Below are 13,389 nucleotides of genomic sequence, written 5' to 3' on the forward strand. Positions count from 1 at the left end.
GCTCATCACGACATTGCCTGGCCCCTGATTCGCCCCTCAGCTGCGCACGTGAGCACATTCACTCGCCAGAGATCGGCGACCCTCCGGCGGATCCGAACCGTTTCGCATTTCGCGCCGCGCGCTGCCCAGGCATGGCCCGGAGCGATCCATCAACTCCCGTACAGCGCCTTGCGCGGTGCGCCGGTCAACTCAGCAGCCAGCTTGGCGGCAGTTGACGGCGGCAGGTGCTCGCTCAGCTTCGCGTAGACGCGACGGCCGTGTGCCAGCTGCGCTTCCTCATCGTCACCCGCCCCCTGCACCATCACTACGAACTCGCCCTTGCGCTGGTTCTCGTCGGCCTCGACCCTGGCCAGCAGGCCGGCCAGGTCACCATCAAGGACGGTCTCGAACAGCTTGGTCAGCTCGCGGGCCAGCACCGCCGGGCGTTCGCCGCCGAAGATCGCCGCCATGTCGGCCAGCGACTCGGCGATGCGGTGCGAGGATTCGTAGAACACCATCGTGCGCACTTCGCCGGCCAGCGCCTGCAGGCGGTCGCGGCGGCCGCTGGCCTTGGCCGGCAGGAAGCCCTCGAAACTGAAACGGTCGCTGGGCAGGCCGGCCACGCTCAGCGCGGCGATGGCGGCGCAGGCACCGGGAACCGGACTGACCTTGATGCCCGCCGCGCGGGCCGCGCGCACCAGGCGGAACCCGGGATCGCTGACCAGCGGGGTGCCGGCATCGCTGACCAGCGCCAGCGACTCGCCGGCCTGCAGGCGCGACACCAGGCGCTGCGCCAGGGCCTCTTCATTGTGTTCGTGCAGGGCCACCAGCGGTTGCTGGATGCCGAAGTGGGACAGCAGCTGGCCGCTGCGGCGGGTGTCCTCGGCACAGATGGCCGCCACCGAACGCAGCACCTCCTGCGCGCGCGGGCTCAGATCGGCCAGGTTGCCGATCGGGGTGGCGACGACGTACAGGGTTGGGACACTCATTTCAGCGGTACTCACGGGGCAAGGGTAGAATCGTAGCGTGTACCCGGCCAAGGCCGCTGCCCTCATCGCATGGACCCGATCATGAACAAGCCCGCCGCACGGATCTCCGCCCTGTCGTTGTCGCTGATGCTGTTGGCCGGTTGTGCCACCACCAGCCTGACCAGCACGCCCGATTCGCCGGCCCAGAGCCAGGCGCTGGCGCTGATCGAACAGGGCAAGCCGCACGACGCCGCACTGCAGCTGGAAGGCCTGGCCGCCACGCTGCGCGGCGGCGCCCGCAGCAACGCCCTGGCCGATGCCGCTTGGGCCTGGCACCTGGCCGGCGACAGTGCCCGCGCGCGCAGCCTGCTCGGCCAGCTCACCGCACGCCAGCTGTCCGGCGCCAGCCTGCAGCGCTACCAGCTGACCGGTGCCGAGCTCGCCTTGGCCGACAAGCAGCCGGCGCAGGCACTGGCCCTGCTGAAGGACCACGGCGATAACGTGCTGCCGGCGCTGCGTACGCGCTGGTACCTGGCCCGCGCCAGTGCCCTGCAGGGCACCGGCGATGCCTTCGGTGCCGCCACCGAGCGCGCCCGCGCCCATTCCAGCCTGACCGGCAGCGCGCGCAGCGAGAACCAGGCCGCCATTGCCGGCCTGCTCGGCACCCTCGACGACGCCACCCTGCGCAGCCGTGCCGCCGCCCTGCCGGCCAACGACCCGCTCTACAACTTCGCCGGCCGTGCGCTGATCGCGCGCGGCCTGCCGCTGCCGCGCCCGTTCGACCGCGATGGCGCGGCCCAGTTCGACACCAGCAAGCGCCCGCCGGCGATGAGCGACGGTTACCGCCCGCCGGCCAAGCTGGCCGTGCTGCTGCCGCTCAGCGGCCGCCTGGCCACCGCCGCACAGCCGGTGCGCGATGGCCTGTTGAGCGCTTATTACGGTGAAAGCCGCCGCCGCCCGGACATCAACTTCTTCGACACCGCCGGCACCCCGGCCGGTGCCCTGGCCGCCTATGACAAGGCCGTCGCCTCCGGTGCCGACTTCGTGGTCGGCCCGCTGGGCCGCGACGAAGTGGACGCGGTGTACGGCCGCCAGCAGCTGCAGGTGCCGGTGCTGGCCCTGAACCGCGGCAAGGACGCACCGCCGGCCGGCAGTGCCGGCTTCTCGCTGGCACCGGAAGACGACGGCATCGTCGCCGCCGAGTACCTGCGTGGCCGCGAGCGCGGCAAGGCGCTGGTGATCAACAGCGCTGACGACACCGGCCGCCGTGCCGCCGCCGCCTTTGCCCAGCGCTTCGCGCAGCGCGGTGGCCAGGTGGTGGCCACGATCGGCGTCACCGATGCCGTCGGCGATGTCGGCGCGCAGGTGCGCAACGCCGGCCAGGTCGATGCCGTATTCCTCGCCGTGCGTGCGCCGCAGGCGCGCCTGCTGGCGCCGCAGCTGGCGCTGGCCGGTGCAGGCGGCGCGACCCGCGTCGGCACCTCGCAGCTGACCGTTGGCAGCGGCAAGGTGGAAGAAGACGTGGCGCTGGACGGCATCGTCTATCCGAACGAAGCCTGGAACGTGCGCAGCGTGTCCGGCCTGCCGTCGGCCAGCCAGGTGGCCAGCACCCTGCCGAGCGCACGCGGTGCGGCCGGCCGCCTGTTCGCCTTCGGTGCCGACGCCTGGAAGATCACCGCCTACCTGGACAAACTGTCCAACGAAGGCGGCCTGGACGGTGCCACCGGCACCCTGTTCCTGGACAGCAACGGCAACATCCTGCGCCAGCCGGCCTGGTCGACCTTCAATGGCGGCCGGCCGATGCCGATCGTCGGTGGTCGCTGAGCGCAGCCAACGTGGCTCGGCGGTGGAAGCGGCCGCCGAGCAGCATCTGCAACAGGCCGGACTGCAGCCGCGTGCGCGCAATGTGCGCTATCGCGGCGGTGAACTGGACCTGGTGATGGACGATGCCGGCACCGTGGTGTTCGTGGAAGTGCGCTACCGCGCGCGATCGGATTTCGGCGGTGGCGCCGCTTCGGTCGATGCGCGCAAATGCCGGCGCCTGGCCCACGCCGCGCAGCTGTACCTGCAGGACCACCCGGCGCTGGCCAATGCACCCTGCCGCTTCGATGTGGTGGAAGCCACCGGCGAACCGCCGCAGCTGCATTGGCTGCGGGATGCGTTCCGCTTGGATGACTGCTGATGGCTACTCTTTGCCGGCCAGCGGCCGGCACTACCCGTCGGGCCTGCAGCCCGCCCGCGGCCGGTACGACCATGGTGCGTGACTGATGCCGTCGATCATCACCCATGCCGCTATGCCGCTGGCGCTGTGGTGCGCCGCTGATCGTGGCCGCATCCCACCGCGCCTGCTGGCCGCCGGCGTGATCGCAGCGATGTTGCCCGATGCCGATGTACTGGCCTTTGCGCTGCACATTCCCTATGCCGATGCGTTCGGCCATCGCGGCGCCAGCCACTCACTGCTGTTTGCCGGCGTGCTGGCAGCATTGGCCGCGGCGTTGGCGTTCTTGGGTAGTCGCCGACCTTGGTCGGCGGGTGTGTGCCAACCAAGGTTGGCATCTACCGTGCAAGCGGCGGTATTCGTCTTCGTCTGCGCCGCCAGCCATCCGCTGCTGGATGCGATGACCTCCGGTGGCCTGGGCGTTGCGCTGGCCTGGCCGTGGAGCGAACACCGCTTCTTCGCGCCGTGGCGCCCCATCCGCGTGTCACCGTTCGCGCCCCAGTTCTTCAGCGCACGTGGCGTGGCTACCCTGCTCTCCGAACTGCGTTGGGTGTGGCTGCCACTGGCCGGCGCCGTTGTCGCCTGGAAACTGATCCAACCCGCTCCTGCTGCCCCACGAGACCTGTCATGAGTCCTGCCCTGCCCACCGCATTGGTTACCGAACTGTCCACCCTGCTGGGCACGGAGGGCTGGCGCATGGATGACGGCGCGCTGGAGGCGAATGCGCAGGACAACTCATGGCGCCATCAGCGGCCGGCTGCAGTGGCGTTTCCGGCGGACATCGAGCAGGTGCAGGCGCTGGTGCGTGCCTGTCGCGCGCATGGCGTGGCGCTCGTCGCGCGCGGCGCCGGCACCGGCACTACCGGTGCAGCGGTCCCGCAGCCGGGCAGCATCGTACTCTCGTTCACCCGCATGGATCGCATCGTCGAGATCCGCGCCGGCGATCGTTGCGCGGTGGTGCAGCCGGGCGTTCTCAATGGCACCCTGCAGCAGGCACTGGCGCCGCACGGCCTGTTCTGGGCGCCGGACCCGTCCAGCGCCGAGATCTGCAGCATCGGCGGCAACCTGGCCTGCAATGCGGGCGGCCCGCGCGCGGTGAAGTACGGCACCAGCCGCGACAACGTGCTGGGCCTGGTGGCGGTGACCGGAACCGGCGATGTGATCCGCTGCGGCGGCGCCTACACCAAGGATGCCACCGGCTACGACCTCACCCACCTGCTGGTGGGCAGCGAGGGCACGCTGGCACTGATCGTGGAAGCCACGCTGAAACTGACCCCGCTGCCGGTCAGCCAGGCCGGCCTGCGCGTGCTGTACCGCGATGCCGATGCTGCTGCGGCCGGCGTGTCGCGGTTGATGTCGCAGCCGGTGGTGCCCACCCGCCTGGAATTCATGGATGCGCGCAGCCTGGAGCTGCTGCGGTTGAATGGTGCCGATGTGCCGGAGGCAGGCGCGATGCTGCTGGTCGAGGCCGATGGTGACCACGACACGCTGCCCTATCTGTTGCAGGCACTGGCCAGTGCCGCCGAAGGCGACGGCATGATCGAGCTGGACGTGGCGATGGAAGGCCGTGCACGCGATCAGCTGTGGGCGGCGCGCAAGGCGCTGTCGCCTGCGCTGCGCAGCGTCGCGCCGGGCAAGATCAATGAAGACGTGGTGGTTCCGGTGTCGCGCATTCCGGAACTGGTGGCCGGCGTGCAGGCCCTGGCACGTGACTACGCGCTCACCATCGTCACCTTCGGCCACGCCGGCAACGGCAACCTGCACGTCAACATCCTCTATCACCCGGAGGATGCCGACGAAAACGCGCGCGCGCACGCCGCACTGCCGAAGATCTTCGAGCTGACCTTGGCACTGGGTGGCACGTTGTCCGGCGAACACGGCATTGGCCTGGCCAAGCGCGATTTCATGGTGCAGGCGTTCAGCCCGGCGACGCTGGCGACGATGCGCGCAATCAAGGCCGCGCTGGACCCGGATGGCATTCTCAACCCGGGCAAGGTGCTGCCGCCGACATAGACCGCGCACACTCCTGTAGAGCCGAGCCCATGCTCGGCTGCTCTCCATTCCGTTCGCGAAACTCCCACGCTGCGCGCGAAAGCCGAGCGTGGGCTCGGCTCTACACCGGCCTGTCGCCTGCGATATCGATCAAGGTCTGCCGGAAGCTGGGCAACAGCACGCGGTTGCCATGTCCGCTTAGATGATCGTTGTCGAAGAACAGCGGTTCACCCTCTTCCACTGCCGAACAGGTCTGCGGACCGCACAACAGTGGCAGCGGGTCCCACACTGTGAGCGATGGATAGCGCGCTGCCAGCTCGGCCAGCAACGCCATCTGTGGTGCACGCAGCCTCTCCAGATCACCGCGCGGCATGCTCAGGCCTCCCGCGCAGGCCGGATTGTGGCGGTTGAACCAGTCCGAGCAGCGATAGGCCCCGGCCTTGAACAACGGCAGCGGCGCATCCACAACCACGTGCACGCCCAGCTTCTGCAGACGCCCTAGAACACGATCCGCCTCATCACGCGCAGCCTGTGCATGGGCCGGGGTGCGCTCGTCCAGCAGCTGTTGATAGATCTGCTGCGCATCCTGGCGCTGCCAGTCAAACCCACGCAGCTCCGGCATACGCAGGGCCGCCAGCAACACGATGTCGCCCGGACGCGCCTCGTGTTCGATGTTCGTCAGCGCGTCTTCAATGAAGCCTTGGCAATCGGCCGGGCTGGCGCGCAGCAGATTGACGAAACTGCAGCCGCCGCGGTCATCCTGGCGCACCTCGATACCGGTCTGGCGCGCGACCATGCTGGTCATCGTGCGGTAGGCCGCCGCATGCGAATCGCCGGCCACGAACAGGCGCCGCCCTTCAAGCGAGGGTGCACTTACCGGCTCCAGCGGGCGCCACGCCGGGTAGCGGCGCGCCTGCCATGCGTAGCCGTCGCGGGTGACGCTGAGCGAGACCTGCTCGTGGTATTCCACGGTAGCCCAGGCACCCGCACCACACAGCGCCACCAGCGGAAACGCCATCGCCAGCACCTTGGCCGGTGCCAGCCGCAGCAGCGGCGCCGCACTGCGCAGCGGGCGCTCGATGAAGTGGTAGGACGCGGCCGATATCGCCAGCAGCAGCACCGGATACAGCCACAGCGCGGCACCGTGCAGGCCATACGTCCAGCGCAGCAGTACAAGCAGGGGCCAATGCCACAGGTACAGCGAATAGGACAGCCGACCCAGGTAGGCCAGCGGTGCGCAGCCCAGTGCGCGGGCCATGCGCGATGTTCCCGATGCCGACACGCCTGCCAACAGCATCAACGTCCCGCCGACGGTAGCCAGCACGCCCGGCACCGGCATCGCCAGCTGAGGGGCGATCACCACGCCTGTACCAAGCAGTGCCAGACCGACCGCTGCGACCGTGTCACCGCTCCGGCCCGGCACGCGCCCACGCATCCACTGGTGCAGCAGCGCGCCCGCAGCCAGCTCCCAGAACCGTGCAGGCAGCAGATAGAACGCTGCCGCCGGTGCCGTCTGCGCCTGCCAGCCTGCCCACGCCAGCGACAGCACGGTGAGCACCGGCAACAGCCAGCGCGCCCACAGCCAGCGTTCGCGCCCGCGCAGCCACACGAAGAACAACAGCGGGAAGACTAGGTAGAACTGCTCCTCCACACCCAGCGTCCATGTATGCAGGAAGGGATTGAGTTCTGCGCCGGGTGAGAAGTAATCGTCCTGCTGTCCGGCCAGCACGATGTTGCTGAAGCCGACCAGCGCGGCCCAGCCGGTCTGGTCGAACTGCTCATTGCGCCACGCGCGGGGAATGAACAGTGCCGACAGCACGAAGGTCGCCATCAGCATCACCAGCAGCGCCGGCAGCAGGCGCAGCACGCGGCGCCGGTAGAAGTCGAGCAGCATCGCGCCCAGCGACGCATGGGTGCGCGAGGCCAACGACTGGCTGATCACGAAGCCGGACACCACGAAGAACAGGTCCACGCCGGTGAAGCCGCCGGGCAGCCACGTCGCGTTGGTGTGGAAGAGGATGACGGCCAGCACCGCCAGTGCACGCAGGCCATCAATGGCGGCGTTGTGGGAACGTTCGGGAGGGGACATGCGGGCAACCAGCAGAAGACAGGGCGGCAGCATCGCCACCGTTTGCGCAGTCATTCAATGGACGATTGCGACAGACATGGACGTCGTTCAGGTCCCGCCCCCCCGCTCGACGCGGTTGTAGAGCCGAGCCATGCTCGGCTGCTCTTCGTTCAGATCGCGGTGAGCCGAGCGTGGGCTCGGCTCTACAGAGGTCCGTGCGCCGCCCCCGACACGCCCGCTTACCAGGCCATGCGCAGGCCCAGCTGGCCGCCCACATTGCGGTAGCCATGATCGCCGTGCTGCACGCTCACGCCACCCCACGCGCCCCAGCGCTGGCCCAGCTTCAGCTCGGCACCGGCCTGCACCTCGTAGCGGTTGCGCGGCACGTCTGCGCCCAGCGTGTCACCGTTGAACTGCAACGTGCTGGTGCCGCTGCCACGCAGCCAGTTCACGCCCAGGTACGGCTGCACCGTGTTGCCGGCGGCCGTGCCATGGCCAAACACACGCACGCCCAGACGCCCGCTCAGGCCACCGGCATCGGCGTGGTCGATCACCGTGCCATTGCGCTCCACGTGGCGATCGGTGCGGAAATCGACATGGCTCAGCTGCAGCTGCGGCTGCACGTACAGCGCGCTGGCGGCACCCTGCCACACGTTGAAGGTGTAGCCGGCCTCCAGCGACGCACTGGCCATGCGCGAATCGTAGTGCTCCGGCTCCAGGTCTATGCCCTGCACCCGGTTATCGAAACGGCCGTACTGCAGGTTCGCATCCATGTACGCACCCTGCGTACCGTCAGCCACCTGCATCCAGGTGCCGTACACACCTACCGCGCTGCCACGCACCCGACCCTTGGCGCTGTAGCCGGTCAGATCGGACACTGCGCTGCTGTCAGCACGCCCCGTGCCCAGCATCACGCCGAACGCTGCATTGCCCCGGCGAACCAGGTCACTGCCGATCTGCAGCACCGAGGTGTTGCCATCAATCGACAGCTGACCACCGACCGCGCTGAAGTCCGCCCGCTGCCGGCCCACGCGCGCCCACGCGGCAAGGCCCTCATCCAGCGAAACGGCACCGATGCGGTCGTTCAGACGATGGGAAAACATGTTGATGGCTGCCGACTGGTTGGCCAGGTACGCCCCGGCTTCGGGACGCAGCACCGGCACCGGGTCCACCGGGTCCACCGGGTCCACCGGGTCCACCGGGTCCACGGGGTCCACGGGGTCCACGGGGTCCACAGGGTCCACCGGGTCCACGGGATCCACCGGATCGATGGGATCAACCGGGTCCACCGCACAGCCCGGCGCGGCCGGATTGTCCTTGCAGACATCAAACCATTGCGAACGCAGATACCAGTTGCCATCGGTGGGATCAGTCACGCCCCCCTTGAACAGGAAGTACTCATGGGAGCCGCCCACGGCGCGGCCGGCAAGCGCATAGGTCGCCAACGATGCACCGTCCACTTCGATCAGCTGGATGCCATCGGTGGTCTGAGCGCCAACGCCGCCAATGTTCTTCACCGCAATGCTTGCATCGCCCGAAGTATCGCCACGCACATGCAGGCGATCAAAGGCGCTGTCGTCACCGCCCAGGGCGCCTTGGAACAGGAACGTCGCGCCCTCGCTGTGCAGATCACCGTCCACGGTGAGCGTGTTGAATCGGCCACTGCCGTCGGACAGCGCCACACCACTGTTCAGTACGCTCAGTTCGCCCACCGTGGCATCACCGGTCAGTGTCCACTGGCTTCCGCTTTCAATCGCCATCGTCTGCACCAGGTTGGACGTGCCCTGCCACAGCGACCCGTCTGCCAGGCGCACGTGCACATCGGACTGCGGCACCAGACCGGCATCCTCGTCCTCGGGCGTGATGACGATGTCGCCGACCATCTGCGAATGCCCCTGCAACACCACGTCGAAACGCCCCGCCACCGCCGCATCCAGTGCGATGGCAATGCCATTGCCACCCGATACGTAGGCATTGTTGGACAGCGTCAAACGGGAGTCACGGTTGCTGCGAACCCACACACCGCCGTGCTGCACGCTTTCCAGCGCACTGCCGTCGATGCCCAGGCTGCCGTTGTCATTGATCACCGCAGCCCAGGCGCCCTCGCCCTCGGTGCGAATGTGCGAACCGGCCAACGTCATCCCGCCCCTGCCCCCGGTCAGCACACCATGGGCCTGCTGGCCTTCGGTACGGATGATGCTGTCGTCCAGATGGATGCTGCCGCCCTGGCGCGCAACCGCACCGATCGCACCCGCACCCGTGGTGTGAACCTGGGCCGCACGCGCAGTGATGATCGGGCCGGCGCCGATGCCAGTGAAATCGGCATACAGGCCATGGCTGCTCTCACCGGACGTGGTCACATTCACGCGGTCCAGATCCACCGTACCGGTTCGTGCATCGATACCGACCGCACGGTCCCCCTCGCTGATGACGGAACTGCGGGCCATTGCCAGCGTCGAATCGGAGAACATCTTGACGTTTGCGGTCCCGTTGCCGGTGCTGTGGAAGTTGGAGTCCGCCACCGTGACTGCATTGTTGCGACCATTGATGTCCAACGCGATGCCGTTGGCCTTCACGGTGCTTCCTGAAAGATCGAGCTGATTATCAGTGCCCAGCCAGATGCCCGCCTCGCCCTCAATTGCAACGCCGGTCAGGGTCATGTTCGCCCCGGTGGCCGACACCGCGCGGCTGCCCAGCCCCATCGCCGAGATCGAGCCACCGGTCATGGTGATGTCACCGCCGCCGGCGAGGCCGACCGACGACACACCCTCCATGCGGATGTTCACATCCTGCAGCGTTGCCTGGCTGCCGGTATGCGCCACAACGCCCATGCCGGTGCCCTTGTTGATGACGTCAGTCGCCGTCAGATGCAGTTCGCCTCCCGTCGTTGCCAGCGCGGTAGTGGCACCAAAACCGGTGGTGACCAAGGTCGAACCATTCAGTTCGATACGACTGCCAGCCCCTTCGGCACGGGCTGCGGATGCCCCGCTACCATCCGCACTCACATTGACCGCACCCATCGGCACGATGCTGCCGCCGTTGAGCGCATGGAAGGCGTGGTTGCCCACGCCGGTTGCGCTGTAATCCCCCGCTGCCGGGGTCTGTGCATCGCCGTCTGCGATGACCTGCTGTGCGTGCGCACGAACAGGGATGCCAACGGCGAGTGCCGCCGTCAAGGCGAGGGCCAGCGCCGAGTATTGGATCTGATGGGATCGCATGTTGAGGTCTCCTTTTTTCGAGACCGGCATAGTGGATGTCGCGTTGAACACCCACCATGCAATTAGTTGCAATGTCAGATGCGACATTGCGACACACATACGACATTAGTGTTCGTGAAGCGACCTCTCGAGCGTCAAAGCGTTCTACCACCCGTACGCCGTTTGACGCGTCCACCGTGCATCCCCGAGATGCTGCCCACCATCGAGCACATGGGACACAACTCCACCCCCGCAATGGGCGCCGCCACATTCATTCAGATGACATGATACTGGCGTGAAGAACCTGAGAAACAAGTGCCGTTAGGTATCCGGGCCAGCCGGAGCGAATGGCTCGCACGCCTCACCAGTAGTCAACGTTCAGCACGGCCTCGCCCTTGATCAGGCCGGGCTTCAGATCCTCGTTCACCCGAAGGTAGCGCGCGGTGTACTCGAATGTATGGACACCACCGACTCCGGGGTTGAAGAACCACGGTGTACCGAACTGTACTTCCCGGCCGGCACTGAGGAGCTGCACCCGCACACCTTCGGCAGTGGAGTCGGCGCTCGGTGTCAGCAGGCTACCCGTGTTGCCTGCATCGCCCGCATCCATCAGGACCATGTCGGCACGTGGCCGCACGACGCCGCAGTCCATCAGCAGCGACACGGGTTTTTCCCGAGCAGAGTCCCCAGGATTCATGAGGTCGGCAGCGGCGACATCCTGCAGCACCTCGGAAACGTCGCGCATGCGGCATGTGGTGGGCGGAAACGCAATCTTGATGTCCACCGGCACCGTCACATCGAAAGTGGGATGGTTGCGCCCCACGATGTGCACCGACGCCAGTGTCTGCGTATCGCGCATCTTCTGACCGCGGCTGAACATAAAGGCATTGATGATGAAACTGTCGCCGCTGTTGCGGATAGGGTAAGTCAACGTGTTGTCACCCAACGCCAGCGGCAATCGTGGGCCGTCATAGGTGGTAGCAAAGCCGATTAATGGGGAATCCGGCCCGGTTTCGTACAACGGCAACGGGCCATCCACCGGCCAGACAGGAACATCAGGCAGATCCATGACCCAGCGTAGGCCCGGTCCCTGGATATTGACTATCATCTGCAGATCGCCACCCACCGGACACCCGCTGTAGCTGACGTTGGTGCCGCCATCCACCAGCATGTGGATCTCCTCGCGGTAACCGGGCTTCTGCCTGTCCTCAACGATGGGCCAGGTGATGGTGGCGGTACAGGCCTGCGCCAGGCCCGGCAGCAGCGCCGCCACCAATACCAGCAGCGCCATGCGGCAGCTGCGCCGATGCAGGGGCACGAACACGAGGGAGCGAGAGTGATCGGACATCTTCATTTTCCTGTTCAACGCAAGGTCGGTACTTCGCGGTGCACCCTGTGGCAGCACGGGGTCGTGCATCACCAGTAGTCAACGTTCAGAACTGCCTCGCCCTTGATGGTGCCGGGCACCAGCGGTTCGTTGGTGCGGATATAGCGCGCGGTGAACTGATGGTCATGCACGCCGCCCACACCCGGATCGAAATCCCAGGTCTGGCCGAACTGCACTTCAGAGCCATTCCGCAGCAGCTGCACGCGCACGCCTTCGGCATCCGAATCGGCTGTAGGCGTCAGCTGGCTTCCCGTGTTGCCCGCATCGCCAGCATCACTGAGCGTCATCCGCGCACGCGGCGGGTCCACGCCGCAGTCCATGCGGATGGCGACCAGCTTTTCCTTTGCGGTGGAGCCCGGTACGGACAGCTCTGCAGTCTGCACGTCCTGCAGGGTTTCGGCCTTGTCCTGCAGGGGGCAGGTGGTGACTGGGAACTTGAGATCCAGCTGCACGATCGACTGGTGATCAAGTGAGGGCTCCGATGGCGCTCGCAACGTGATCGAACCGGTCATGGTCGGGGGCGTTCTCATGCGGCCCCCACGGGAAAAGACAACTGCCCAGTACTGGATCGACGCTTCAAGGGATGTCCCCCCGCTCATCTCGAACAGTCCAGGCACCTCCTCACCATTACGAAGCGGACCGTCTTCAGAAAAAGCGACGTGATGGTAGAACATCACCAGCGGGGAGTCGGGGGCCGCGGAATACGCAGGATAGGACTTCCCCCTGAAAGTGACCTCGCCTTCATAGATGAGGCCGGGCATCTCCAGGGTCATGAAGACCGGTACGTCCCGCTCCTCCGGGCAATCTTTGAAGGAACGCGAAGCAAACTTCTGGTCAAACTGCACCCTGCCCGCGTCCGGGTACGTGGCATACGTCTTGTCCAGCAGCAGATCGCGGTTGATGCCGTACTCGACACAGGCAACTGCACTGCCTGCACAGAACAGCAGCCCCAGCAACGGTGTCGCCAGCAGCTTGCGGGCATGGCGCGGGATGGGACGCGTGTCAGGGGCGGTGTTGGCGCTCATATCAGTCTCCTTGGGGTACGTTCGAGCCAGAAACAGCTCACTCGTAATCGGCAGTGACCACGATCTCGGTAGACACCTCACCTGCGCTCGGCGCTTCGCCGGTGGGCAGGAAATAGGCGGCACGCAGGTCGTAACGCGCGGTGGCGCCAGTCACCGGCACATCAATGCCGGTGTCGCCATCCTTCAGATAGGTGCTGCCGGTGGTACCGGACAGCAGCGAGATCAACACGCCGTCGGCCGCATCGCTCGCAGCAGTGTTCTTCCAGCGCGTGGCATCGCCGTCGGCGGCGGTACCGGCGAAGGACAGCACGGCCTTGCTCACGCCAACGCAGCCCGAGAACTGCAGCGACCCGGCCTTGATCTGCGCATCGGCGCCGGGCGTCAGGTCGTTGGCCTTCACCGGGTCCAGAGTAATCGGCGCAGCGGTGAGCGTGCAGGTACCGGGAAGCACCTTGCCGCTGATGGTGAGGGTGGCGCTGTCAGCCAGAGCCAGCGGCGCGGCGGCCAGCAGTGTGGTGCACAGGGTGATGCGGTTGAACAGGTTCATGAAAGAAT

General features: G+C 66.8%; 10 protein-coding genes. 4 read left to right on the forward strand and 6 right to left on the reverse strand.

Going from position 1 to position 13,389, the window contains the following annotated elements:
* Nucleotides 1-149 precede the first annotated feature (149 nt).
* Complete coding sequence (rsmI, locus tag AC2A1N_RS00445; RefSeq protein ID WP_061478399.1) at nucleotides 150-968, reverse strand: 16S rRNA (cytidine(1402)-2'-O)-methyltransferase; 819 nt, start codon at nucleotides 966-968, stop codon at nucleotides 150-152.
* An 81-nt stretch (nucleotides 969-1,049) separates the two neighbouring features.
* On the opposite strand from rsmI, the gene AC2A1N_RS00450 reads away from it, so the two are divergent.
* From AC2A1N_RS00450 to AC2A1N_RS00465, 4 genes are all read left to right on the forward strand, one after another.
* Nucleotides 1,050-2,771 carry a penicillin-binding protein activator gene (locus tag AC2A1N_RS00450; protein WP_484371212.1) on the forward strand — a complete coding sequence of 574 codons (1,722 nt, stop codon included), beginning with the start codon at nucleotides 1,050-1,052 and terminating at the stop codon, nucleotides 2,769-2,771.
* Nucleotides 2,761-3,129, forward strand: a complete 369-nt coding sequence (locus AC2A1N_RS00455; RefSeq protein WP_049439300.1) for a YraN family protein — start codon at nucleotides 2,761-2,763, stop codon at nucleotides 3,127-3,129. Before AC2A1N_RS00450 ends, AC2A1N_RS00455 begins: the two co-directional genes overlap by 11 nt.
* 85 nt (nucleotides 3,130-3,214) lie before the next feature.
* On the forward strand, nucleotides 3,215-3,796 hold the full coding sequence (locus AC2A1N_RS00460; RefSeq protein WP_242891050.1) for a metal-dependent hydrolase: 582 nt from the start codon (nucleotides 3,215-3,217) through the stop codon (nucleotides 3,794-3,796).
* A complete protein-coding gene (locus tag AC2A1N_RS00465; protein ID WP_242891052.1) occupies nucleotides 3,793-5,178 on the forward strand; it encodes an FAD-binding oxidoreductase in 1,386 nt (461 codons plus the stop codon). The genes AC2A1N_RS00460 and AC2A1N_RS00465 overlap by 4 nt, the downstream gene beginning before the upstream one ends.
* Before the next feature lie 100 nt (nucleotides 5,179-5,278).
* On the opposite strand, the gene AC2A1N_RS00470 is transcribed toward AC2A1N_RS00465, so the two are convergent.
* From AC2A1N_RS00470 to AC2A1N_RS00490, 5 genes are all read right to left on the reverse strand, one after another.
* Nucleotides 5,279-7,300 (reverse strand): acyltransferase family protein, encoded by a 2,022-nt coding sequence (locus AC2A1N_RS00470; RefSeq protein ID WP_343235611.1) that lies wholly within the window; start codon nucleotides 7,298-7,300, stop codon nucleotides 5,279-5,281.
* 164 nt (nucleotides 7,301-7,464) lie between these two features.
* Entirely contained in the window at nucleotides 7,465-10,443 is a 2,979-nt protein-coding gene (locus tag AC2A1N_RS00475) for an autotransporter family protein (RefSeq protein ID WP_484371215.1), read from the reverse strand.
* Between the two features lie 340 nt (nucleotides 10,444-10,783).
* Nucleotides 10,784-11,770 (reverse strand): fimbrial protein, encoded by a 987-nt coding sequence (locus tag AC2A1N_RS00480; protein WP_484371217.1) that lies wholly within the window; start codon nucleotides 11,768-11,770, stop codon nucleotides 10,784-10,786.
* 68 nt (nucleotides 11,771-11,838) lie between these two features.
* Nucleotides 11,839-12,834 (reverse strand): fimbrial protein, encoded by a 996-nt coding sequence (locus tag AC2A1N_RS00485; protein ID WP_229298508.1) that lies wholly within the window; start codon nucleotides 12,832-12,834, stop codon nucleotides 11,839-11,841.
* Between the two features lie 37 nt (nucleotides 12,835-12,871).
* The gene (locus AC2A1N_RS00490) at nucleotides 12,872-13,381 is read right to left on the reverse strand and encodes a fimbrial protein (protein WP_484371220.1); all 510 of its coding nucleotides are present in this window, start codon (nucleotides 13,379-13,381) and stop codon (nucleotides 12,872-12,874) included.
* Between the last annotated feature and the right edge of the window lie 8 nt (nucleotides 13,382-13,389).

It is taken from the genome of Stenotrophomonas maltophilia group sp. SKK55 (assembly GCF_057179845.1).